The following is a 25116-nucleotide window of genomic DNA, read 5'->3' as shown; positions in this document are numbered from 1 at the left end:
TGGTTTACATGAACAGGAGGTCTAATGGGGATTCAGAGTAACCACTCGCTAGTTTAAGTCACTAATGATGCCACCCCTGCCATCAGAGCTACAATCAAGACAATGAGCGTCTTGTAGAGCTGTAGGGTTTGTAAATCCAGGGAAGAGGATAAAGGAGATGGGGGAATGATCGACTCGGGTAGATTACCTTCTTCAGGAGCCTTTACAGAAGGTAGAGTACGCTGATATTGTATGCCGCGATAACGCAAATTCATCGCTGTTGCCTCTTGAAACTCTAAAATAGGAGTGAAGTTTGAATTGCTCAGGTATTGATTGAGCTTTTCTGTGTTGATTAGAACCCTAGTTTTAGGGAAATAACCGTATTTTTTTAACCGTTCTTTAAGGGAGTTTAGGCAATGGCTAACTGAACTTAAAGAGCGATTAAAACTTATCTTTCCTATTATAGTTTACTTATGTATCTAGGGCAACTTTTTTCTGATATTTTCCGAGAATTTGCATAGTGTAAATGTGAAGTATGCAAGGATAGAGGCAATAGATAGGCAATAGGAGAAACCCGGGGTTACCCTTTTCTGGAACAACTGAACTCTAAGGATGGAATAATGTCAGACGCGGATGTGGTGGTCATTGGTAGTGGAATTGGGGGATTAGTGGCGGGGGCGTTGCTCTCTTACTATGGCAAACGGGTCATTATTTGTGAGAGCCATGGGATTCCTGGAGGAGCCGCCCATGGCCTTGTCCGTCAAGGGTTTCGGTTTGATACGGGGCCGTCTTTTTATTGTGGATTGGGAGATCGCCATTCCCTCAATCCCCTGGGCCAAGTCTTGAAGATTTTGGGGGAACGGGTGGAGGCGATCGCCTATGACCCCTTGGGACATTACCATTTTCCGGATGCTACCTTACCGATTTATTGCCAGAGAGATCGCTACCAAGAAGCCTTAGCCCAAATTACCTCCCAAGGAGCCAAGGAACTGATCGCCTTTCAACGACCGCTGTTGGAACTCTACGAAGCTCTTCGCCAGATTCCCACCATTGCTCTGCGCTCGGACTGGCAACTGCTCCCCATTTTGGCCACGCGCTATTTACCCGCTTTGTGGAAACTACTGCCCCATTTAGGTATCATTAACGGTTCAGTTGGCCAGATCTTAAATTCCACAGTTCAAGACCCTTGGGTGAGACGGTTGATCGATCTCGAATGCTTTTTACTCTCTGGTCTCAAAGCTGACGGAACGGTAGCCCCAGAAGTCGCCTTTATGTTAGGGGAGCGCGATCGCTCCGTTGTAGACTATCCCCTAGGCGGTAGTGAAGCTATTATCGACGCTCTAGTGAGGGGATTAACCCGGTGGGGTGGCCAATTGAAACTCGGGGCCCATGTCGAGAAAATTGCGATCGAGCAAGGACGAGTGGCAGGGGTACAGCTACGACGCAACGAAAGGGTAACGGCTCCCATTGTGATTTCTAATGCTACTCTTTGGGATACTTACACTCACCTCTTAGACCCTGAAGATCTACCCAAGACCTACCGCCAAGAACAGTTATCTACCCCTGCGGTAGAAAGCTTTATGCACCTGCATTTAGGGATTCGTGCCGATGGCTTAGAGGAGTTAACGGGCCATCATGTAGTCGTCCATTCTGACGATGTGGATATTACCAGCCCTGGTAATACTTGTATGATTTCTATTCCCTCCGTATGGGATAAAAGTCTGGCTCCTGAAGGTTATCATTGTCTTCATGCCTATACCTTAGAATCCTTTGCCGGATGGAGTCGAGATGGCGAGTATCAGGATCGCAAATCCCTCAAATCTCAACCTCTTTATCGGGCTGTAGAGCGAGTGATTCCGGATATTCGAGAGCGCATTGTCTTAGAGCTAGTGGGCACTCCTCTCACCCACTCCCATTATCTACGTCGCGATCGGGGAACCTACGGGCCGGCGATCGCCCCGGGTCAAGGAACCTGGCCCAGTTGCCATACCCCAATTCCGGGATTATATCGGGTTGGTGATAGCACTTTACCGGGTATTGGGGTTCCGGCTGTTGCCGCTTCCGGGATTTTATGCGCGAATACCCTGGTTCCTGCCCCAATCGTTCTTGAATTTCTCAAGAAGTACCAATAAATTTACGTTTTTTCTCATAAATAATATTTCTATACTTATCCTATCCGTTTGGGGGGTGATACCCTTATCCCCATTTTTCTTCTCTCGTAAGATAGTGATAGGCACGAGCGTATATAGTCTATGAAATTGTCGCGCTCAATAGTGGATCTTAATATATATGTGAAAATCGGTATAAAAAACGAGGTAATACAGTAATGACCAGAATGTTAATGAGCCAAAACTATACCCAAAAAGCCGAGCGCTGTGTGGAAGAAGGGAACTATGTAGAGGCGATCGCCCATTTTGACCGTGCCCTCATTTTCGATCCACAAAACATCGACCTTTGGATTCAGCGAGGGTGCGCTTGCACCCATCTCCACCACTATCAAAAAGCCCTGTGGAGTTTTGAAGAAGCTCTCAACCTCAATCCTCAGGATTCAACCCTACACCTGTTTCGGGGCGTGTGTCTACACCATTTGCAACAATACAATCAAGCTTATCAAAGTTATAACAAAGCTCTAGGCCAACAAGCCAATAACCCCTTAACTTGGATGCGCCAAAAAATGCATCAATTCTTAGACATTTGGGGCGATCAAATCTCTATTTTTTCATAAATTCTCTCTGAATTGATATCACCCTTGTAAAGAAACGCTTTTAACCAGAATTATTTAATTCTTCATTAATTCAGTCAAACAGGCTAATTTATAGAGGATTCTGGCTCCCACATTACCATCCCACTGGTCCGCTGGTTCACCTGGAGCAACTTCGCAGATATCAAACCCAATGATTGTTTTACCGGCTTGAACGAGCGATCGCATCAAATATAGGCTCTCATTAAACTCTAATCCTCCAGGTACAGGCGTACCGGTATGGGGACAATAGGAGGGTTTCAAGCCGTCAATATCAAAGCTAATATAAACCCGATCGGGTAAATGAGAGATAATTTCCTGACATTGGGTCGCCCAATTTATCCCTTCATAGGTGTTGTGTTTAAGTTGCCAATCATCAAACATAACGATGCGTCGATCGCCCTTTACCCTGTCTATTTCTGCCTCACAAACATCCCGAATTCCCACCTGAACCAAGCGACTTATCTGGGGAATTTTGAGGGCATTATCCATAATTGACGCATGGGAATAAGTAAATCCCTCATAGGCTGTACGCAGATCGGCATGAGCATCAATCTGCAAAATGCCATAATTTTCGTATTGCTGACCCAGGGCTTGCATCAATCCCAGGGGTACACTATGATCGCCTCCGACAATGGCGACGAACTTCCCTTGCTCCAGATAATTCTTACTTTGAGTATAAACCCATGCATTAACATCCGCACAAGCTTGATTGACCTTTGCTAAAGATGAAGCGATCGCCGGATCGTCCACTGCTCCACCTTTTTCCAGATGGGCAATAATTTGCTTGGCGATCGCCCTCATCCGACTATTTTCGGCTAAAATTTCTCCATCAATCCCTAGAGTCGCCAACGGAACTTTCCAAGCATTAGGCACATCAAAATCATACCAATCCAACTGTACTGAAGCCTCTAAAATCGCTTGTGGTCCCTGAGCAGCTCCTTCTCCATAGGAAGTCGTCACATCCCAAGGAACCGGCAAAAACACCAGTTTCGCCTCCTCAACCGAATAGGGTAAACCAAAAAAACAACCATTCGGGACACTAATTCCATTCGGATCGCAATGTTCTTGAGTCACTACTGTAGACAACCTCCTTATACTAAATTCCTATATGATGTTGCGCTAAACAAGGGACTTAGAGCCAATTATCTCTCTATGCTCTATCGTACTAACTTCTGAGAAATCAATCGAAAAACAGACATAATCAACCCTAAACCCGCCCCCACACAAACCGGAATAATTAAAATCACATCTAAGGCATGAGTTCCTCGCACTGGGGGAACAAATAATAAAATCCCCCAAGAAATCACCGCCAGAATCACTAAATCCATCCGTTCAATCCACCGGCGAAATTGAGCATAAACCAAGCCCCCCATCGCCGCCCCCCAAATCCCCATACTGATCCCATTGACTCCCAGTAGATTGGTTAAACCTAATGCTAAAACCACCGATTCAAACCCTGTAAATACCGAAATACTCAACAATTCTGGAGTAGAAAAAACGAGAGTCTTCACCAATGGTTGAGCTGGAGTCGCAGCAGAAGCCAGTTTACCAGAAGCGGCCGGAGACTGGAGGGTAGTCGAGGGACTCATTGATTGAATAGACTGGGAACGCAAGAAAGCTAAGACCTCATTGGCACTACCAAACCGTTGATAAGGAGATAGGGCCAGCATTTTATCTAAAGCGGAGGCTAAAGGTTCTGATAACTCAATTTCCGATCGCCAGTTCCAACGATTATTATAAGAATCATATAAATCCTGAGACTCCTTTTGGGTTAATAAAATTAAGCAAGTCACCGCCAGAGCATACAAATCCGTAGACGGATAAACCTGACCTCCCGCCATTTGTTCCGGAGGCGCAAACCCTTGGGAATAGATTTCTGTAGATCGACCTCCTGACCCTTGACTAATTTGCTTCACTGCACCAAAATCGAGCAATACCAATCGCCCCTTTTTATCCCGCATAATATTAGACGGTTTAATATCTCGGTGAATAGTATGGCGGTCGTGAATAAATTGTAATACGGGCAAAATTTGGCGCAACAGAGTCAGAATATCCTGTTCTGAAAACGGCCCAGTATACTCCAACTCTTCCTCTAAATTTTGACCATCAATCCATTCTTGAACGAGATAAAAAAATTGGCTCTCTTCCCCTTGAGTTGATGACGGAACCAAGAGCGGGAAAAATGCATAAAGCCGAGGAATTTGAGGATGTTCATTACCCAATTCCTCCAGCACTAAAGCCTCCTGCTCAAAATGTTGTTGGGCGATCGCCAATTGTTGCTCGGACAACTGACCTGCTGGTTGAAACTGTTTAACCACGCAAGAGCGCAGAGTCGGCGTATAGCGATCCACCGCCAAATAAGCCGCACCAAACCCCCCTTGACCCAATAACCGTTGGGGTAAATACCGGCCAGCCAAAATTAAAGGCATTCCACAGCAAGTACAAAATTTCTGGGAAGTCGTTTTCAAGTGTTCCGGACTGTCAAGTTCAGGAACCGGGTTGATAGGACGCTGACATTTTGGGCGCGTGCAATGAATATCCATAGGCCAGACGGCAAACCTCGATCACTCCAATCATAGACCCCAGTTAATCCAAGGATACAGACGATTCTCGATCCGACCCTTGAGCAGCAGCATTGAGATCGATCCCGATATCCGTGGGGGGAGTTAACCCTACTTTACCTTGGGTTGTGAAAGCCGGTAGGATTTGAGTCCGAAACGCTTCTGCCGCCTTAGAGCGATAACGATTGGGATTGACAATCACGGACAGAGTACGCTGGATAGAAACCCCTTCAACATAAGCACGATGAAGCAAATTAATTTGCAATTCTTTTTCAATCGCTGAGATGGAAACAAAAGCTGCACCTAAATTAGCTTGTACCGCATTTTTAATCGCTTCAATTGAATTGAGTTCCATTTCCACCTTTAGGCGGTTCGTTTCAATCCCACAGCGCGTTAAAACCTGGTCAATTACCTTACGAATTGTCGATTGGGAATCTAGAGCAATAAACTGGAGTTCATACAGGTCTTCTTTGTGAATCGTCCTTTGGGCTGCCAGGGGATGGGAAGGGGCTAAAATCAGGGCCAATTCGTCTTCAGCATAGGAAGAGATTTCTAAGGTTTCTTGGAGTTCGCTGGGCACTTCACCGCCAATAATAGCCAAATCAATTTGGCCATTAGAAACACTCCAACAGGTTCGGCGGGTCGAATGAACATGCAGTTGCACGGCCACATCTGGGTATTTTTGCCGAAATGCGCCAATCATCCGAGGTAACAGATAGGTTCCTGTGGTTTGAGAGGCTCCAACAATCAGAGTCCCCCCTTGCAGATTTTGCAAATCTTCGATCGCCCGACAGGTTTCTTGACAGAGCGAAAGAATCTTTTCACCATACTGAAGGAGGAGATGACCCGCTTCTGTGAGTTGGGCCCGTCTTCCACCTCGATCGAATAGGGGAACATCTAATTGTTTCTCTAAGTTCTGGACTTGGAGACTCACAGCCGGTTGAGAGACATAGAGACTGTCAGCGGCTCGTTTAAAGCTTCCTTCAATGGCGATCGCCTTGAGAATGCGTAATTGATCCAACGTGAATGGAAGGTCAGACATGAGTGATCAACCTAAAATGGGATATTGGAGAGTTCAGTAGACGGAAAACAAGACAGACCCTTGGGAACATGAGAAAATAAAATTGGGTAAAATTGAGACCGAACTGATAATTGACCCATAGCAAACCTATACCCTTGGTGTCTACAACTTGAACCATCTTGACTCAAAACCTCTCCCCCCTACTGTTGTGACATGAAAGTGCCCCAAAATAAATAGATTGAAGACTAATGACCCCATCATCAGGAGACAACAGATAAGCATCTACTTATGGAACGGGAGGTAGTTGAGGATTTTCTGAATTTACCAGGAATTGCGGGAGTCGCCCTAATCGATCGGCGATCGCGCCCCTATTTTTGTGGCGTGGATAGTACCCTCAACTTCCAGCAAAAAGAAGCCCTAGCCCAAGGTTTGCGACAGGTGGTCGAAACCACCCCAGAAGGGTTTGAGTCCTTTGAATTTCAATTTGCCCAAAATCAGGTGTTTATTTATAAGCTCCCTGAAGGCGTGATTTTGTTAGTGCTGACGACCCTGGATTTGGTCTATAGCAATTATGCTGAAGCGCTCCATGAACTGAAAACTGAATTGATTGCAGATACGGCAACGGCGATCGCCACCTTCCGACTCCTTGCTGGCAGTTTAACCCTCTCCAACCAAGCCTACTGGCAAGATGCTCCGACTCCCAGTCCCTCCCCTATTCGTGTCCCTTTCAAGTCTCAACCTACGGTTCCTAAGACCACTCCTGTTCCAGAAGCCACGTCCCAGGTTACCCTAAAAGAATTGCTTGAAGCCCTCAACCAACTGAGTCTTTATACCACCCAGTATTTAGGTAAAGCAGTGATTACCAATTATTGGAAATCCACCCGTCCAGATGTGGAATGGTTACAGAGCTTTGAAATCAGCCGCACTGCTGAATTGACGTTTACCCGTTCTACAGCCCTTACCCAAACAGTAACCCCAGAACAGTTAGCCTCGATTCAGTCTTGGGTGGCCGCCTTTATTAGTCGGTGCATCAAAGTGATCCGGGATTTTCCTGCCTTAGTGGAAAAATCCCTCAAACCTGAATATAAACAGTTACTCTTACCCTAAGAACCCTGAGAGAAGCAAAAATTATGGTAAAAATTGTCAGACTTGAACCGATCGCCCAAGAGACTGAAGTAGAAACTAACGGCAATCTGTTATCGGTTTTGATCGATAAAGATTTAGATGTCCTCAAAGAATGTGGTGGCCGAGGCATGTGTGCCACCTGTCATGTGTACATTAAAGATGGGATGGACTTCCTCACTCCCATGAATCGCAGGGAACAGCGCACCTTAGAGGTGATCACCTCCTGTAAACCCAATTCTCGCCTGGCCTGTCAGTCACGGGTACTGATGGATGGAGTGGTGGTAGAATTACCTCCAGGGATGTACGTGAGATCGCTACAAGATATTGAAGCTCTCATTGGCAGACGAGCCGATCAAGCTATGCTCCATCCGGTAACTGGGGAAGTGTTAGTCGAAGCGGGGAAACTCGTCACCCGCTCCACCCTCAAACAACTCGAAGATACAAAATTTGAAATAGGAGCCTATTTAACACAAACAAAAGATGCTTAGAAGAGTATCCAAAAGCTTATGCTGACCCAAACTCAACACCTATATCGAGAAAGTGATGGCCGCTATGCCACAGATGAAGAATTGCAATTTTTCCAGGATTATATCCAATCATTTCCCTTGCGCTTAACCACCTATAACAAGATTCGTACATCAGAAGCTCTGATTGTCCAGCAAGTTCAATCGCAAATTCGCGCTCGGGCCCCCCACTTGCTCCAGCGCGGTAATAAAGACTTGAGCGCTAAATGGAAACAAGATACCCTTCGTATCCTACGTCACTCAGCCCTAGCCCTATTGATCGACGATCGAGACAGATTACGCGATCGCCTCCTCTTATGGTTTCAAACCATTATGAGAGCCTTTGATGCTCAAAATAGCTGTAAGGTAACCTACTCGATCATGCAAAAAGTTGTCGAATCTCTCTTAACTCCCGAGGAAGCAGCTCTCCTGCGTCCCATCCTCGAATATAACCGCCAAATCCTCTCTCAAGCCTCTCCCACTGAAGAATTTCCCTTGTAAGGGCAAAATTTGCTTGACTTTCATTACAACTTTGCCGTGGATTCGTCACCAGCCGATACAATGAAAATCGGAGAGATGAACCCATCCAGGTCAACGCTTCTCTAGTCAGAGGGCCAACCCCACTCACCGATCTGAACGCTTATGGCAAACGCAACTAAAACTCAACATTTACTCAATAGCAAACATCCCAAAAAGCACAACCACTACGGCTTCCAGGATTTTTTTCAATTCGATCCAGAGCGCGGAACCGTCGTAGACTGGAATGGTGCCCAAAATGTCCTCACCAGTGAAGATTTTATTATTGGGTTAGTTGAAGGTCTCGAAGAAGAAGTTGGAGATGCTTCTGCTGCCATCATGTATACCATCGGTGTAGAGTGGGGGCAAAAGGATGCTTTTTTCTTTGAAAAATGGTTTGAAAAAGAGTTCGATCGCAGCATCCGACAAGCCAATTTAATGTTTCTGTTAGAAACCTGGTGGTGGCCCTTTACTTCCCAAGGATGGGGGCGCTGGGAAGTGGATATGGGCGATCGCAGACAAGGCTTTATGTTTATTAACTTGTTTGATTCTGCCGTAGCACGAACCCTTGGCGATGTCGGTAAACCCGTCTGTCATATCTATGCCGGTCTATTTGCTGGCTTTTTTACCGAATTAGTCAAAAAACAACTCAGTTGCATTGAAATTCAATGCTATTCCATGGGTGAAACCTATTGTAAATTTCTCCTGGGTGGCAAAGATCGCATTGATGCAGCCTCATTCTGGCTCAATGAAGGAGCAACCGCTCGTGATATTGAAAAACGGTTGCGTTCAGGGGAGCGGTTAACATGAGTCCCCGTACCCGTTCTCAAACCCCATCGAAACCCAAGGCCACAAAGGGCCAAGAGATTCCCAAAACCTGGAGTCGAGTCTCAGTCCGTGACTTTTTTGGCCAGATTAACTGGGAACACGATCCTGAACCGATCCAGCAATTTAAACAAGCGAGTAAGCAAGCCAGTTTAGAAGGAAAAGAGTCGAGCAAACATTTATCCTTAACCTTGACGGTTAGCCAGTTCTTTACTTGTATTGATTGGGAGGGTCAAGGAGCGATCGCTCCGAGTGAGCCTCTTCCTCTAGATGTAGATTCCACATCCACTCAAGACGAAGATGATGTGACGTTAGAAGACTTTTCAAGTTTATTTTAAACCTTTACCCATTCGTATCTAGTGACTATGAACACCGATCTAGAAACCCTTTTTGCAGAAGCAGAAAATCGCTATCTGAAACCTGAAGAACTCAAAGGTTTAACCGAGTATGTTGAGTCCTTACCCCAACGGCTAGAAACCTATAGTCAAATTAGAGAAAAAGAAGTAGAAATTATGCAAGCCGTTGCCGATCAGCTCCCTCAGTATTTTCCCAATACATCCGTTGAAGATATGGAGCGATCGATTAAAAATGCCATGCTCATGTTACGATATTGCGCCATGTCCATGTTGATTAATAATGATAAATTGGTTCAAGATAGATTTGTGGATTGGCTCTCGCAAAGTATGGCCATGTATGAAACTCAAGACTTCGATAAAGCCTTATACAAATTGCTCAATCAACAATTAATGAAAAGCTTAAAACCAGAGCAAATTAAATTAATAAAATCTCCGTTGATTTTAGCCCAAACCCAATTACTCAAGAGTGAGAGCTAAAAGATTAATTAACAAATTAGTTTATCGTTCAGGAGCCTATTGCGAGAATTAACCATGATTTCTGTTTCTGATTTAGTCACTAATAACCGTATCCCTAGTAATTACTTTGCGACAGATGTTTATGTGCGAAGTGATTTAGAATTAGGATTGTTAGAAAATCGCCGGGGCGATCGCCTCTTAGCGATGCCCGAACCCTTAATCAAAGCTATCTATTCTGGTTTAGATAAAGAAACGGGACAAGCTTCAAAATTAGTCTTGTATAACTGCGGTCGCTGGTGGGGAAAAAATTTTTATGCTCGGTTTGCTGAAGAAGTATCGGAATACTACGAAAAACCGTTAGCAGATATGAGTATGTTAGACTTTTTGCAATCGTTTAAAGAATGTTGGAAAACTCACGGATGGGGAAAAATTGATCTCGATCAAAGTTATATTGCTCAAGGTTTTTTAGTTGTCAAAACTTGGAATGCTCCCTTCGCAACCCAGGGGCCCAATCTTGGTGTTCCCGTTTGTTTCCTGGACGCGGGAGTGTTTAGTGCATTCTTTAGTCAATTGAGTGGGAAAGACTTACATTGTGTCCAAACTTCTTGTGAATCTTTGGGTGCAGAATGTAACCACTTTATTGTCGGCTTAGAGGAACGCTTAAGAAAAATTGAAGAACCGATCGAACAGGGAACAGCTCATGTAGATATTATGAATGACTTAATCCAAATGTAAACGAACGATCTGCCTATGACTGTGCCCAAACGTCCCAAAAGTAAATATCTGATTTTAGGATTGATTGGCCAAGGACAGTTTGGGCGTGTGTTTTGTGGGTGTCATCGCAAAACGGGAAAATTAGTTGCCCTAAAAGATTTAGATCAACATCGTTTTCCAACGCATCAGTTTTTGCGAGAATTGAGGTTTTTATTGCAACTTTCCCATCCGAATATTGTCACGTGTCGCGCCCTAGAACATTCTCGAGAAGGGCGCTATTTGATCATGGATTATTGTGAGGGAGGAACGTTACGAAATTGGATGGATCGCCAGGGAAAACTGCCTTTGGGGATGTCGATCCAATTTATGAAAGATGTATTGCAAGGGATGGAACATGCGAATAGTAAAGGGATTATCCACCGGGATTTGAAGCCAGAAAATATTTTATTAACACTCAAATCAAGGGGTTGGATCGCTCGCATATCGGATTTCGGTATTGCTCGGTTAATGCAGGAAAGTAAAGCCGGTTCAGATAATACAGGATCGCCGGCTTATATGGCTCCAGAGCGCTTCTATGGGCAATATTCTCTTCAGTCAGATATTTATGCTCTAGGGGTGATTCTTTATGAGTTAGTGGTGGGGAATCGCCCCTTTTCTGGACAACCCCAACAGTTGATGAACTATCATCTCAATCAACGGGTCGTCGTTCCAGACCAGGTGCCTCTACCTTTGCAAAAAATCATTCTCAAAGCCTTAGAAAAATTACCTGCTCGGCGTTATAAAAGCGCGAGGCAAATGCTCAGTGACCTCGATCGCCTTTCCGAGTTAATTGATTTATCCTTATCCGCTACTCCAATCAGTGTCCTCCCTTATCCACCAAGTCGTTCCCTCACCGATGAACCCATTATTACCCATGCCCTGCCAGGAGCGATCGCTGCTTTAGCCGTTTCTATACATTCACAGACCAACGATAACCATTCCCCTTGTGGTTCTCACACCTGTATTTATTGGGCAATCTCAGACTCGATTCACTATCAACGCTATCAGGAAGAGGCTAATCAGTTTGAGACCTTAGCTAAAGTCGCTCAAGCCTGTTTACCGGAAGATATTCGTGAATTAAAAGTAACCTCTCAAGGTTGTGTTGCATTGACTGACCAATGTATTTATCACTTAAACCCTGATTTATCGAAAGTTCCCGTCCTTTCCGCTGAGTTAATCGCCCATCTTCGCATTCCCTTTAAGGCAGATGTCCATCCTCACAGCCAATGGATCGCGGCAGTAACTGAGGACAATCACTTATGGGTTTGGCATCGCTCGGAACAAAACCTCGATTCAACTGCTCATCATCACTCTTGGTTCTCTCGTCCTCAAGTCCCCGTTAGAGAGGCAGTCCATCAAGTCCAAATTCTTGACGATCATCATGGAATATTTTGGCGAGTGGAACAGGGAAAAACGGCAATCGAAGTCTTTACTCGTCGGGGAAATTTTCTCGGACACTGGAAACTTTCCTTAGAAGTCGATCGGATTATTCCCAGTGCTATTTCTTATCGAGTTTTGGTGATTCCTAAGTGGGATACCCATGGGCCGCTGTTGATGGATTTGAAGCCTTTTCGGATGCGACCGATTCCGATTAAAGTACAGTTACCGGTATGTGTCGCGATCGCCTCTTGGGGCTATGTTATGGCTGACGGTCGCGGTCATTTAATCTTATTAGATGAGTATGGCCAAGTGGTTGGCCGGATTTTAGGACCCCCTTCCCCAGTGGCGATCGCCATGATTTCTAAAACGGTTCTCTTGGTAGCCACTAATGTGCAGGATGAAGGAGAACTTCATTGGGTAGATTTAAGCCAATTTGATATTGACTTCATTTTTTAGGGAATGGGGAATGGGGAATGGGGAATAGGGAATAGGGAATAGGGAATAGAACCTGGACCGAACTAAAATAGACATTATAGGTTCATAGTATTAGCGAAAGCGGAGATCGTCCTCGAGCTGTTTGAGCAAAAATTTTTGATAAACTGAATCAGACCGTTGGGTAACCAGTCAGGAGTATTGAAGATGACTCGACTCGGCCGTAAAGCCTATCTAAGGACAAGAGGCAGAAGCATTTTCGCACAACTGCTGTTGATACTTTTCTTGGGGTGGGTTGGCTTGGGATTATCCTTACCTGGATGGGCCCAAACTCAACCCACAGCACTAATAGCCACTCAAGCTCCAATTGTATTGGATGGTTATGAATTATTTGAGGTAGAAGCTTCTGGGCGCTTTAGCGCTGAGGAGAGAGCCACCCGAGTGAATCAGTTATTACAGGAAAAGCTGGATCGGGCGATCGCCACGGATACCCCACCTGAAGTCAAAATCGCCCAAAATAACGGCCAAGTTAGTCTCCAAGTTAATAAGCGCCACCTCGTCACCCTGACTGCATCGGATATGATGCCAGGGCAACCGTCCCTAGAACAAGCCGAGCGTTGGCAAAATGAGATTGAACAAGCTCTGCAACGCGCTCGCCGAGAACGAACGCCCATTTATAGAGCCTGGGCAATTAAAATGGCACTGATGGCTAGTGCTGTGGCGATCGCCCTACAAAGTCTCTGGTTTTGGCTTCAGCGACGCTTACAGCGGCAAAAGAAACAGGATTCAGAGCTGATTAAAACTTCCTGGAAAATTTTAGTCCTGATCCTGTTGCAAGTATCAACCTGGCTCATCGTTATCTGCTATGTAACCCATCTATTTCCCCTCAGTCGTCGCTGGTTATATCGCACCTATGTTTTCTTACGGGATCTGTTCTCAGCACAAATTTTTACCGTTGGTGAACGAGCATTATCCCTGAATAATTTACTGTTAATTGGGGTAATGGCGATCGCCTTAATCTTAATCACCAACTCTTTTACTGAAGTTCTCAAAACAAAAATTGTCCCCCTCGTCGGAGTAGATCGCCATTCTCAACAGGCGATCGCGTTCTTTATTCGCTATGCTCTCCTTTTCATCGGCTTTCTGCTCATTCTCACCCTGAGCGGTGTAGACTTTAGTTCCCTCGCGATCCTGATCAGTGTCCTGGGTGTGGGGATTGGATTTGGTTTGCAAAATATTGCCAAAGACTTTATTAGCGGTCTAATTATGATCTTTGAACGACCGATCCAAGTCGGGGAACTGGTGCAAGTGGGAGACTTTCAAGGTTTAGTGCAACGAATCGGTCCTAGAGTGACCGAAATGACCACCATTGACCGGATTACCATTATGGTTCCCAACTCCCGCTTCATTGAAGGAGAAGTACAAAATTGGAATCGTACTGGTTTAACTCGTCTCAAAGTTTATGTGGGTGTCGCTTATGGTTCAGACATGCAACTCGTCCATGATGTCCTGCTCGCTGTTGCTCAGATTCCCCATCCTGAAATTCTCCGCCATCCCCCACCAAAAGCGCAATTTCGAGGATTTGGAGATAGTGCCCTCAACTTTCGGATTGTGGTCTTTATTCGAGACCCTCTGAAACAACCGAAAGTGAAAACCCATTTACTCCATTATATGTCCCTATATTTAGAACACTATGGGATTGGAATTCCTTTTCCTCAACGGGATTTACATATTAAACTACCTGGACTCGAACAAGTCACGGATACCTGGTTAACTCAACAAGGTCGAGAAGATTGGCAACCGTCACCTGTGCCTGCACCAGAACGCCCGAAAATTAAGCCAGAATACAATTGGGAAGATATCCTTCAACGAATGCGCGGTCCCGAAGGCATATCGATTCGCGATCGCCGCTATGGTTTAAAAGCTTTTTCTAACTGTTTTGTGGGTTCTGAAGCAGTGGATTGGTTAATGGAGCATGAACAATCGACCCGTCCCGAAGCGATTATGATGGGAGAAATGATGGTTAACCTCGGCATTATTCATCATGTTTTAGATGAACATGGCTTTGAAGATAGCCTCCTCTTCTATCGCTTTTATGCCGATGAAAACCTAGAAAATGAAGACCAATATTTAACTCCTCCACCCACCCTAGAGGGCGATCGCCCTGATGAACGGGGTGTTGAAAAAAGTCCCGATGGTGATACAGCGATGATTGATGATTAGATATCTCTCTTCTGTCATTTTTGGAGATTGCGATCGCTCTATCCCCTATAGAGAGACATTTGCCGATCTGACTAGATTGTTGAATTTCTGTCAGGAAAAACCGTTCTCCTAGTATGTCGTACTATACTTGAACCACGCGCCACAGGATTTCGCTGAGCCGCTGTGTGCCATAGATCTAAGATGACTTCTTCTATGTTTTGGGCATCAGCCTCTAGCATCCGGGAAATCACACTAATTTTGCCAAACGACCAAAATAAACCCGCCTCTAACAAGTAGGGTTCATGGGTTTGAGCATGTACCCGAAAATCATACAGGGAGTAGTCACGACACCCCAAAGCAATATGGGCTTTCTTCGCAGCATCAGCCACCTTCTCAAATAATTCTGGTGTCACATCCGCAGGACAAACCAGTTTAACTGGCGAATTTTTCGATTGTCTATAGGGAGTACCATCAGACCGACGCTCTAACTTATCCTGTACCATTCTAACTGGGTTCTTCTCAGTGACCAAATACTCGATCGTCGGCGCTACCCATAACTCTCCCTTGTGTTCAATAACTCCTACCCGCAACTCCCTACCAGGAATATACTCTTCCACTAACAAGACTTCATCATGCTCAAAGCCCACTTCCAAAGCTTCAGAGATTCGATCTTCTCTGGAAACCAACGTTAATCCTAAAGAGTTATCTTCCGAGTTCGGTTTGACAATTAAGGGCGTTTCTAGGGTTATCCTATCCCCTCGACGTACCTCTTGTCCCTTCGCCACACGAACCCCAGCAGCAGACACCACACTTTTGGTATGAGCTTTGTTCGTTGCTAGGGCGGTACAGTAGCATGGAGAACCCACCATTGGTAAACCTAAAATATCCTCAAAAAACGCCCGGAAGCTCGTCATGCCAGGAAAACAAAACATATGGGGAACTACCAGATCGATCTGGGGGAGTCGAGCCATCATCTCCTGAAGTGATATCTTTTCTGACCTGGAATCCAATGACATTCCCAACTGCCAAAAACCATCTGGATTGACAATTGCATAGTAACTGCTAACTCCTGGAGGCTGTACGACCTCTTTAGCGTAAATCATCGATAAGTCGTAGTAAAAATTTGAGACGCGAGAACCTGCTAGGTGCAAGACTTTTAAGAGACTTTGAGACGATTGAGTTAGAGACATATTACATATTATTTTTCTAAAGTAAAATTCAGATCTTTCAGTGGGATACTCTTGTTTTCAATCACCATCTAATTCAACTAATTTGCCGATATTAAAATCGATTCGTACCCAACCCTTCATTGTTTTCAAATTCTGCAATATCAGCAGAGGAATTTGCCAATGATGTACCATCAAAAAAGGTAGGGGGTCATGAGGCTGAAAAATGCCATCTGTACCTTCAATCATCCTTTTAATCCAAGCCTTGAATTGCCCAAACGATCTAATTTGAGTCAGTCGCCACAATTCATGGTATGTCCAGTACGTGGGTTTACTATCAGGTAGGGGAAAAATTGGGCTTTTGGTTTCATCTTCAACATCTTTCAGATAGGCATCCGCGACTCCGGGATGATCGTGAAAGGTGGTAATAGCGGAATGGGTTCTAGGATTGCATTCTATGGGATACACTTGTCCATCTTCGGTTTTAATAAAATCAAAGGAGATTTGACCCGTGAGATTTAAGGCTCTGACAAAAGTTTTCACCCATTGATAAATTTCCGGTTCTTCTACATGATTGTAGTTGACTTGGAATTCAGAGGATTCACAACAGCAATACAGTCTTATTTTCCCCTTTCTAACTGTGCTATGAGTACAATATTCTTTCCCTTGAACAAATTCTTGCATAATCCAAGGTTTATCTTCAGTTATGGGTAACTCTTTGACAAACTCTTCCATTTCTTGCTCAGACTTCATGGGTAGTTTGGTCATGTCCAAACGGCGTACGGAGTCATAGGGAATGCTTTTGAGGATATATCGACTGCCATCTTGCACAAAATCAAAATCCAGGATTTGCTTCGAGTCAGTCATTAAAAATGACTTGGGAACAGATAAACCAAGACTTTTGGCTTTTTCAATAAATGTAAATTTGTTGTCTAGCAGCTCAGTGATATCTAGATCAAAATGAAAGACCTCACAATAGGGGGATAGAATTGCTTTGAGTCGCGATTCATCGTAACTGCCTGCGGCACTTGATACGGGGATAAATAAATTGATGTTTTCTTTTTGGACAATTTCTAATACTGCTTGCTGATAACCGTCCCAGTTTTTCTCAGAATTAGGAACTGTATAAAAATCTTTAATAGCATTGGAAAAACGATTTCCTGAGAGCCAATATTTATGGGTTTCTAAAAGGAAAACGCGATGTCCAGCCCCATTAAAGCTACGAGCTAGTTGTAGGGATTTGGACATTTTTGCCCCAGTAATCAGGATATTCTTAGGCTTTTCATCTCCTGGCAGTTTGGCTCGGATAGAAGTGAGAATATTCCAGAGTAAGGCTGGTAAGATTTTTAAGAGATTGAAGGGTAAGAGGAGGGTAAGTAACAGGAAAGTGCTTAAGTTCTGAAAGAGAGCATAAGCACGGTTTTGGATAAATAATATGATGAGCATGTTGATTTTATGGTTTCGACTTTCTGCGAATCATCGTCACACCATCGCGCAAGGGAAGCAACACCTGCTCTACTCTGGGGTCTTCAGTGACAAAGCGATTAAACTGGGCGATCGCCTCCCCATTGGCACTACGCTGTTCCGGTTTCAGATAAGGCTGCCCTTGCAACAAGGTGTTATCGACGAAGATCCAGCCATTTTCAGCTAACAGAGATGTCTCTAATAGCATCTGCAAATACTGAATATACTTACCCTTATCGGCATCGATAAACACAAAATCAAAGGATTCTCCTACTTCGGCTAATTCTTTCATAATGTCCAACGCTGGTCCAACCTTAACCGAAATCTTGTCTCCATCAGCAGACTGCTTAAAACACGCTTGGGCAAATTCCGCTACATAGGGGTCAATTTCACAGGCAATGACTTGTCCATCATCAGGTAAGGCTTCAGCCATGGCTAGGGCAGAATAACCGGTAAACATGCCAATCTCTAGGATATGCTTGGCATTCGTCATGGACACAAACATTTTTAGGGTTTGGCCTTCCAGATGTCCAGAAAGCATTTCTTGCTCTAACTGACGTACCGTTTCGCCATCGGAAAATCGCAGTTCCCAGGGTTCTTGACTGGTTTTGTGAGCAAGGGTGGCTAAAGCGGGGGATTCTTGAGTCGTATTGGCTTCAATGTAAGGATTAAGTCCAGCCGCAAGTTGATACGTTCGTTCGATTTGATCGATTAGCTCTGTCGGGATATTGGTGGATTTTGCCTGTTTGGAAATGGCTTCCAACTGTTCTACTAAAATCCCTAGGGGAGTTACAGGTCTAGGGTTCTGAACCTCTGGATGGTTTTCACTCATAACAATTGTTCCCTTACTCTAATCCTAGATCGCTAAGATACATTTCCTGCCCTGCACCACCATCGGGAAACTGACTACAGATGTCTTGATGCTCTGTTATTGCACTTTGTAATAGTTCTGGAGACACTTCTTGAGCATAATCACACGAGCCAATACTGCCTTGGGGTAAGGGGGCCCAAAGCCCGCCTTGGCCTCGCTTACGGCGCATATTTTTCTGGCCTGCGAACATGAGTTCTGTGTCTTCAACAATGGGATGATAGACGGATAAACCAAGGGTGCGACAGAGGTTGATAATGCGATCGCGATCGCCAGCACCGATCCAGTCCATTTTGGCTGATAAAGTTGCGCCAAAAGCCATGCCAATGGTAACTGCATGACCGTGCATTAATTTGGCTGCTGGTTCAAACCGGGGACTCCAAGTATGGCCGTAGGCGTGGGGACGATCTTGATAGGTTTCAAACATATTCGTCCCTTCATGCTTCATATATGCATACAGGGCACGATAAATGACTTCATCAGCAATTTTCTCTAACTCTGGACTCCCATTGACCATGGCAAAATGGGTTTCAATCAGGTCTACCCCGTACTGTTCCAAGAGTTCAAATAATTCTCGATCGTCGGTTACTGCCATCTTGATAATTTCCGCCATACCATTGCGAATATGACCGGTGGGTAAGGTACGGAAAAAGCTACGGTCTACGAAGGTTAAAACTGGAGGATGATATACGCCGATACTATTTTTAAATAACTCCCCATTCACACAAGTGCGAGGAGAAGGGCCAGCATCAATGGCCGCCACAATTGAAGTCCCGATCATCACATAGGGCGTACGCCGATGCTGCAAAGCGCAGGCTAATCCTGCAACATCGCTGAGAACTCCACCGCCAACGACTAAAACGGGTTCGTTGCGCGAAACATCACAGCCTTCTTTACCTAAAAAATGCAGGAGTTTATGAACCATTTCGGGAGTTTTATCCGATTCCCAAGCACGACAAACTTTGAGTTCTAAGGGGATTTCATGAACTTGGAAATAGTGGCGTAGGGCTTCTCCATAAAGTTCATCAATGGTTCGATCAATAATGCTGATGCAGCGACCCCGTTCTCGATAAAGATTGGCCAAAATAGGGGTGGTGGGGTCTAAAATCCCTTGGACTATTTTGACTTCTGCTTGCAGGGTATAGGTGGCTGTCACTTTAAATGAGCGCCGATCTCCTTCTTGCTCGATTTCACCGTAACCGGTATACCATTCTGAGGTTTGATATTTGGAATCGTGCGGTCGCCAAATAAGGAGGTCGGAGTCTTGATGGTCAGATGAGGAAGGGTTTAGGCGATCCCTTATTGTGCGATCAGAATTTGAGAGAGATGGTGAAACCATGTATTTCTGCTGGTATAGATGCTACACAAAAACAATCATTTGTTATCAGCATACTGGATAAGGGGTATTGGGTCAACTTATTGGTTAAGGAACTGACTGATGAAGGTTTGTAAGCGTTTGAGCTGGAAAGTGTTGGCTAATTGCAACATTTTTTGGGTAAAAACACTTAAGGGCGGATCGCTGGCCACCAGATCTTCTGCCACTTCGGTAATGGCTTGAATATCTCCATCTTGTACGAGAACGAGCAATTGCTCTAAGACTTCGCGATCCGGCACAATTACCCGCTCCGATTGGCCTCCATCGGCTCCTTGAGGTGAAGATGAATCTGGAGGAGGGTCTTGATAAACCCACTCTAAATTTAAATGAGCCGAGAGTAACTGAAAGAGTAATTTGGCATCTACGGGTTTAGGCAAAAAGTCATGCCCGCCGGTATCTAGGGCACGTTGGCGATCGAGTTCAGATACAGAAGCGGATGAAACAATGATGAGAGTTTGTTGGAGATCTTTAGATGAAGAAACCTGCTTTAAAAATTCAAATCCATCCATTACAGGCATGACTAGATCGGTAATCACTAGATCGGGTTGGATTGAACGGAGTTGTTCTAATCCTTGTTGACCATTTTCTGCCTCAATGACTTTGAAATCAAGAGATTCTAACAGGTTTCGCACAACAGCAAGGTTTTCCCAACGATCGTCGATCGCCAGAATGGTACGACGATCGCCTTCATATCCAATGATATTATGACTGCGATCGTCTTTGACTTGCTGCACCCAATCTTCAGCAATGGGGAGTTCTGTGGTGAAGAAGAATTCACTGCCGACTCCCAGTTGACTTTTAACTTGAATCTTGCCCCCCATCAGTTGTACAATCCGTTGGCTAATGGCTAGTCCTAGACCGGTTCCTTCCGATTGTTTTTGGCGATCGCCCACCTGTTCAAACGCTTCAAACAACTTAATGCGATCGGCTTCGGCAATACCGAATCCGGTATCCATTGCCTTGAATAGAATGGAGGCAGTGGTTGCAGAGCGATCGAGAACCTCGATTCCCAGGGTTACCGAACCAGAATCAGTAAATTTAATCGCATTACCCAACAAATTAATCAAGACCTGTCGTAGGCGTTTTTCATCCGTTTCTACGCCATCCGGTAAGCTAGAGCTAGGTTGATAGATAAACTCAATCCCCTTTTGTTGAGCTTTAATTTTGCACATTTCCACCACACTTTGCAGCAATGACGGTAAATGTACGGCTTTGGGATTCAGTTCGAGTTTGCGTGCCTCAATTTTAGAGAGGTCTAAAATATCATTGATTAGGGTGAGTAGATGGGAACCACATTGGTAAATGATATGTATTCCATGACGCTCTTTATCTGCAAGGACTTTAGAGCGGACTAAAATTTGAGCATAACCGAGAATACCATTCAAAGGCGTTCGTAGTTCGTGACTCATATTGGCCAAAAAATCACTTTTGGCTTGGTTGGCAACTTCGGCTTGTTCTTTTGAGCGTTTGAGTTCTTCCGCCCGTTCTTCTAGGGCTTCATTATAACATTGCATTTCTGCACGAGATGCTTGCAAGGAGGCCGTCATGTTATTGAACGTTTGAGCTAGAGTTCCAACTTCATCGCCCGATTCTACAACTGCTTGAGGGTCTAAATTGCCTGACATCACCCGGTTGGTTATGTCAGTTAACCGAATAATGGGTTGGGCAATTTGTCGTCGTAGGGCAATCGCTAAAATAATAGCCATCGATAAAGCGATCAAACCGGCTAGTAGTCCTTGCCACTGGGCTTGACTTAAACTTTGACTTCCTGCCTGTAAATCTTGGGATAATTGTTCCTGTTGGTGGGTAACAATCGCTTCTAATAGGGCCACCATTTCGCGGGTTACTGGTGCAGCTTCTGTTTTAAACAGGAAAATATCTTCGCGATAACGTTCTCCTTCCACGAGGGCAAAGAGGGCAGCCGTTTCTGCTAAAAACTGCGATCGCAACCCTTCTACCTTCTCTAGGGCTTGACGCTGTTCTACGGGCAATAGGGACTTCTGCTCTTGGAGCGCTTCCCAAGCCGCATCATTTTTTTTGAGAGCGCTCGCATATTCTAGTCGCAGGGACATATTTTGGGTAGCAATATATCCTTTTAGCTCCCCTAACATGCCGTCAAATGACCCCTGAAACCTCAAGATTTCCTTGAACAACGACAAATCTGCGATCGATGAAGCATTATCTTCCTGCCAATTGGAAATCTGGTCGATCTCTGCTCTGAGTCTCTCAGCAGGAGCTTCTGCCTGGGCAATAAAGTGCTTGAGAGCGGGTTGATTCTCGCGGGGGCTATCTTTGAGTAGAAAGAGTCGATCCGGTAGGGTAGACCATTGCTGGTAGGCAGCTTGCAGTTTCTCTAGGGATTGGCGATCGATGTCATCGGCGATCGGCTCCTGGCCCAATAGTATCTCCAATTGAGCAAGATTGGCCTCGAATGCCAGCCTCGATTGTTCGTACTGAGTCCGAAATCGCGATTCTCCCGTGATGTTATACCCCCGAACATTGAGCAGCATATCTAACAGGTTTTCTTGAGCATTCCCGGAGGCGATCGCCAAAGGAACTCGTATATTCTGAGTTTGTTGAATTTTTTGGGTGACCCAAAGTCCCGCTAGGTAGCTGCGTCCAGCCACTAAAAAGGTAAGGGCTGCCAGAATGCCAAAGCTGATATTGAGCTTTTGACTAATATTGAGATGGTAAATTTTATCGTTCCACGACGCTCTCAAAGACTTGCCGACCTTAGAGATACTCGAAACTGGGGAGAGTTTAGTCATTTGAGGTTACTCCCAATATATAGCAAGGCCCTGCGCACATTCTCCTCCATTATTCCCTATTCCCCATTCCCTATTCCCCATTCCCCATTCCCTAGCGCGAAGCGCTATGATTAGCGATCGCGATTAAACGCAAAGTTGGCATAGCTCAGTTCGCTGACTGCGTGCCACCCCGAAATATTATTGCGAAACGCCCTCCAATGGTCATAAACAGCCTTAAAACCGGGATCTTGAGCAGCCATTTCTTCCTGGAGTTCAATCGCTATTGCATAAGCCGCATTCAATATTTCTTCGCTGAAGGGTAACAACTCCGTACCGCGACTGATTAATCGTTTTAGAGCCGCGCCATTTTCCGTGTCATAGTGAGCCAATGTCGTCACATGAGTTTCTATAGCTGCCGCTTTAAAAATTTCTTGGTATATACTAGGCAGTTGATTCCAAGCCTCTAAATTAACGTAGAGTTGAAATGCGAAACTGGTTTCCCACCAACCGGGATAGTAGTAGTAAGGAGCAACATGATAAATTCCCAGGTTTTCATCATCAAACGGCCCGCTAAACTCTGCCGCATCAAGCTCTCCTGACTCCATAGCGGAAAAGACTTCAGTGGAAGATAAGGTAACCGGCTCGACTCCTAAACGACTCATTACCTGCGCTCCAGCGCCCGGTATTCTCATCTTTAGCCCTTTAAAATCGGCTGGTGTAGAGACTTTTTCTCTGAACCATCCTCCCATCTGAACCCCAGTTTGCCCTGCCGGAAAATTAATCACGCCATAGTCAGCATAGAGATCCTGTAAAAGGTCTAAGCCACCTCCCCGATATAGCCAGGCAGTTAGCTGTTGGGAATTCATACCAAAGGGTAATGTATCGATGCCAAAGATGCGGTTTTTCTCAATATAGTAAGCGCCTCCTGAGTGACCACACTCTACAGTGCCATTACCAACAGCATCTAAGATTTCTAAGGGAGGCACTAATTCTCCTCCACCATAGGGAATAATTACAAATCGTCCTCCTGTCATTTCTTTGACACGGCGCGATAGGGTTTCTGCGCTTCCAAATACAATATTGAGTGCTTTAGACCAACTGGTAGCCATTCGCCATTGCACAACGGGAAAAAGGACATTGGAGTCTGGTTCAATTGGTTCACTTTGCTGGTCTGGCTGGCTACAACTGCCTAGGGCGGCTGCTCCTGTTAAGGCCGTTGCTGATGTATGGATAAAGTGGCGACGTTTCATGATTTCATGGATTTAAATTTATCATTACTTTTTTCTTCTATGACTGGATTTTCGGGCGACTGAATTGGCTTAACCTTGGATCGGAATTTTAATGGTAAATGTAGTTCCTTTCCCTAGATGAGATTCTACACTCAGTTGTCCTTGGTGCTTTTCTACCACAATTTGATGAGCGATCGCCAGTCCCAATCCGGTTCCTTTTCCCACCGGTTTAGTGGTAAATAACGGTTCAAACAAACGGGTTTGGATCGATTCGGGAATACCGAGACCATTATCGGTAATTTGAATCTCAATTTTGTCTGAGGGCAATAATTTGGTTTGGATTTCAAGTTTTGGGTTGTCTAATTTACCTTGTAAGAGGCTTTCATCTAGAGCATCAATCCCATTGGCTAAGATATTCATAAATACCTGATTCAGCGGCCCGGGATAGCACAAGACTGGGGGCAGGGAATTGTAGGCTTTAATGATTTCGATGGGGTCGCGATCTCTACTCCCTTTGATACGATGTTGCAAAATAGTCAGGGTACTATCTAGACATGCGTGTAAGTCTGCTTCAATTTTTGTTTCGCTATCGGCACGAGAAAAGATCCGCAGAGATTCCGATATGTTTTTGATTCGTTTGACACCAAGAGTAAAAGATTCGATGATTTTTTCCATATCCTCCAGCACAAAATCTAAATCTAAATCATCTATAGCTTTCTCTAATTCTGTTGAGGGTTTAGGACAGTCTTGCTCGTAGAGATGAAGAATGTCTTTTACACTTACCACATAGTCTTTTAAGGGTTCAAGATTGCTAGAAAGAAAGGTAATTGGATTATTGAGTTCGTGGGCAATCCCCGCGACCATTTCTCCTAAACTGGAGAGTTTTTCTTGTTGAACTAACTGAACCTGAGCTTGTTGCAAAGCAGCCGTGCGATCGCGCACTTGGTCTTCTAAAGATTCTCTCAAGTGTTTGAGTTGCAGATGCACCCGTACTCTTGCGAGGACTTCTTCGCGATCGAAAGGTTTTGGAATGTAATCGACTGCACCTAGAGCAAAGCCTTTCGTTTTGCTTTCTGTATCAGATAATGCCGTAGCGAAAATAATGGGAATTTTTTCGGTAAGAGGTTTTTCTTTGAGTCGAGAACAGACTTCAAAACCATCTATTCCTGGCATTTGTACATCAAGCAAGATGAGTTCGGGTTGATTCCGTTCGACAAGAGTGAGGGTACTTTCTCCATCCATCGCTACCCGAAAGCGAAATCCTTCACTACTAAGGGCTTCTGAGAGTATGGATAGATTAGTGGGATTATCATCTACAATTAGAATAAACCCAGAATCTTGATTTTTTGGCATCTAATTGGCATCTCAATTTGGCAATCTTGTTTATAGGAAATTATAATCTATTTTTTATGACC

Annotated in this window: 22 protein-coding genes; 11 read left to right on the top strand and 11 right to left on the bottom strand. The window is 44.8% G+C overall.

What is annotated here, in order from left to right; translation table 11 throughout:
- Positions 1–53: 53 nt before the first annotated feature.
- Positions 54–254, bottom strand: coding sequence for a hypothetical protein (locus J7545_RS11670; protein ID WP_318699225.1), 201 nt, complete (start codon positions 252–254; stop codon positions 54–56).
- Positions 255–599: 345 nt separating this feature from the next.
- Between J7545_RS11670 and J7545_RS11665 the strand changes: the two genes are divergently transcribed.
- Positions 600–2111, top strand: a complete 1512-nt coding sequence (locus tag J7545_RS11665) for an NAD(P)/FAD-dependent oxidoreductase (RefSeq protein WP_318699224.1) — start codon at positions 600–602, stop codon at positions 2109–2111.
- Positions 2112–2305: 194 nt separating this feature from the next.
- Positions 2306–2704 carry a tetratricopeptide repeat protein gene (locus tag J7545_RS11660; protein ID WP_318699223.1) on the top strand — a complete coding sequence of 133 codons (399 nt, stop codon included), beginning with the start codon at positions 2306–2308 and terminating at the stop codon, positions 2702–2704.
- A gap of 54 nt (positions 2705–2758) precedes the next feature.
- On the opposite strand, the gene J7545_RS11655 is transcribed toward J7545_RS11660, so the two are convergent.
- The 3 genes from J7545_RS11655 to J7545_RS11645 all read right to left on the bottom strand — a co-directional run bounded on the left by J7545_RS11655 (position 2759) and on the right by J7545_RS11645 (position 6325).
- On the bottom strand, positions 2759–3796 hold the full coding sequence (locus J7545_RS11655) for an agmatinase family protein (protein ID WP_318699222.1): 1038 nt from the start codon (positions 3794–3796) through the stop codon (positions 2759–2761).
- An 83-nt stretch (positions 3797–3879) separates the two neighbouring features.
- A complete protein-coding gene (locus tag J7545_RS11650; RefSeq protein ID WP_318699221.1) occupies positions 3880–5265 on the bottom strand; it encodes a serine/threonine-protein kinase in 1386 nt (461 codons plus the stop codon).
- A gap of 43 nt (positions 5266–5308) precedes the next feature.
- Entirely contained in the window at positions 5309–6325 is a 1017-nt protein-coding gene (locus J7545_RS11645; protein ID WP_318699220.1) for a LysR family transcriptional regulator, read from the bottom strand.
- Positions 6326–6592: 267 nt separating this feature from the next.
- Between J7545_RS11645 and J7545_RS11640 the strand changes: the two genes are divergently transcribed.
- From J7545_RS11640 to J7545_RS11600, 9 genes are all read left to right on the top strand, one after another.
- Positions 6593–7411, top strand: coding sequence for a hypothetical protein (locus J7545_RS11640; RefSeq protein ID WP_318699219.1), 819 nt, complete (start codon positions 6593–6595; stop codon positions 7409–7411).
- A gap of 23 nt (positions 7412–7434) precedes the next feature.
- Entirely contained in the window at positions 7435–7917 is a 483-nt protein-coding gene (locus tag J7545_RS11635; protein WP_318699218.1) for a 2Fe-2S iron-sulfur cluster-binding protein, read from the top strand.
- Positions 7918–7935: 18 nt separating this feature from the next.
- A complete protein-coding gene (locus J7545_RS11630; protein ID WP_318699217.1) occupies positions 7936–8433 on the top strand; it encodes a hypothetical protein in 498 nt (165 codons plus the stop codon).
- Between the two features lie 141 nt (positions 8434–8574).
- Positions 8575–9258: a V4R domain-containing protein gene (locus J7545_RS11625; RefSeq protein WP_318699216.1), complete on the top strand. Its 684-nt coding sequence runs from the start codon at positions 8575–8577 to the stop codon at positions 9256–9258.
- Positions 9255–9611, top strand: a complete 357-nt coding sequence (locus tag J7545_RS11620) for a hypothetical protein (protein ID WP_318699215.1) — start codon at positions 9255–9257, stop codon at positions 9609–9611. Before J7545_RS11625 ends, J7545_RS11620 begins: the two co-directional genes overlap by 4 nt.
- Positions 9612–9638: 27 nt before the next feature.
- Positions 9639–10106 carry a hypothetical protein gene (locus J7545_RS11615; protein WP_318699214.1) on the top strand — a complete coding sequence of 156 codons (468 nt, stop codon included), beginning with the start codon at positions 9639–9641 and terminating at the stop codon, positions 10104–10106.
- Between the two features lie 54 nt (positions 10107–10160).
- Positions 10161–10820, top strand: a complete 660-nt coding sequence (locus J7545_RS11610; RefSeq protein WP_318699213.1) for a V4R domain-containing protein — start codon at positions 10161–10163, stop codon at positions 10818–10820.
- Between the two features lie 15 nt (positions 10821–10835).
- Positions 10836–12674, top strand: a complete 1839-nt coding sequence (locus J7545_RS11605) for a serine/threonine-protein kinase (protein ID WP_318699212.1) — start codon at positions 10836–10838, stop codon at positions 12672–12674.
- 183 nt (positions 12675–12857) lie between these two features.
- The gene (locus tag J7545_RS11600) at positions 12858–14873 is read left to right on the top strand and encodes a mechanosensitive ion channel domain-containing protein (protein ID WP_318699211.1); all 2016 of its coding nucleotides are present in this window, start codon (positions 12858–12860) and stop codon (positions 14871–14873) included.
- A gap of 71 nt (positions 14874–14944) precedes the next feature.
- Here the strand turns inward: J7545_RS11600 and J7545_RS11595 are convergent, their stop codons facing one another.
- The 7 genes from J7545_RS11595 to J7545_RS11565 all read right to left on the bottom strand — a co-directional run bounded on the left by J7545_RS11595 (position 14945) and on the right by J7545_RS11565 (position 25054).
- Positions 14945–16042, bottom strand: a complete 1098-nt coding sequence (locus J7545_RS11595; protein ID WP_318699210.1) for a hypothetical protein — start codon at positions 16040–16042, stop codon at positions 14945–14947.
- A 57-nt stretch (positions 16043–16099) separates the two neighbouring features.
- The gene (locus J7545_RS11590) at positions 16100–17464 is read right to left on the bottom strand and encodes an ATP-grasp domain-containing protein (protein ID WP_318699209.1); all 1365 of its coding nucleotides are present in this window, start codon (positions 17462–17464) and stop codon (positions 16100–16102) included.
- A gap of 7 nt (positions 17465–17471) precedes the next feature.
- Entirely contained in the window at positions 17472–18314 is an 843-nt protein-coding gene (locus tag J7545_RS11585; RefSeq protein ID WP_318699208.1) for an O-methyltransferase, read from the bottom strand.
- A 13-nt stretch (positions 18315–18327) separates the two neighbouring features.
- A complete protein-coding gene (locus J7545_RS11580) occupies positions 18328–19689 on the bottom strand; it encodes a sedoheptulose 7-phosphate cyclase (protein WP_318699207.1) in 1362 nt (453 codons plus the stop codon).
- Positions 19690–19766: 77 nt separating this feature from the next.
- A complete protein-coding gene (locus tag J7545_RS11575) occupies positions 19767–22493 on the bottom strand; it encodes an ATP-binding protein (RefSeq protein ID WP_318719584.1) in 2727 nt (908 codons plus the stop codon).
- Positions 22494–22603: 110 nt separating this feature from the next.
- The gene (locus J7545_RS11570) at positions 22604–23722 is read right to left on the bottom strand and encodes a TRAP transporter substrate-binding protein DctP (protein ID WP_318699205.1); all 1119 of its coding nucleotides are present in this window, start codon (positions 23720–23722) and stop codon (positions 22604–22606) included.
- A 69-nt stretch (positions 23723–23791) separates the two neighbouring features.
- Positions 23792–25054, bottom strand: coding sequence for a sensor histidine kinase (locus J7545_RS11565; protein ID WP_318699204.1), 1263 nt, complete (start codon positions 25052–25054; stop codon positions 23792–23794).
- Positions 25055–25116 lie beyond the last annotated feature (62 nt).

Origin of the sequence: Roseofilum sp. SBFL, from assembly GCF_017746885.1 — a bacterium.
Classification (GTDB): domain Bacteria; phylum Cyanobacteriota; class Cyanobacteriia; order Cyanobacteriales; family Desertifilaceae; genus Roseofilum.
Note: the sequence above shows the minus strand (reverse complement) of the source record. Positions and strands in the feature narration are given on the sequence as shown.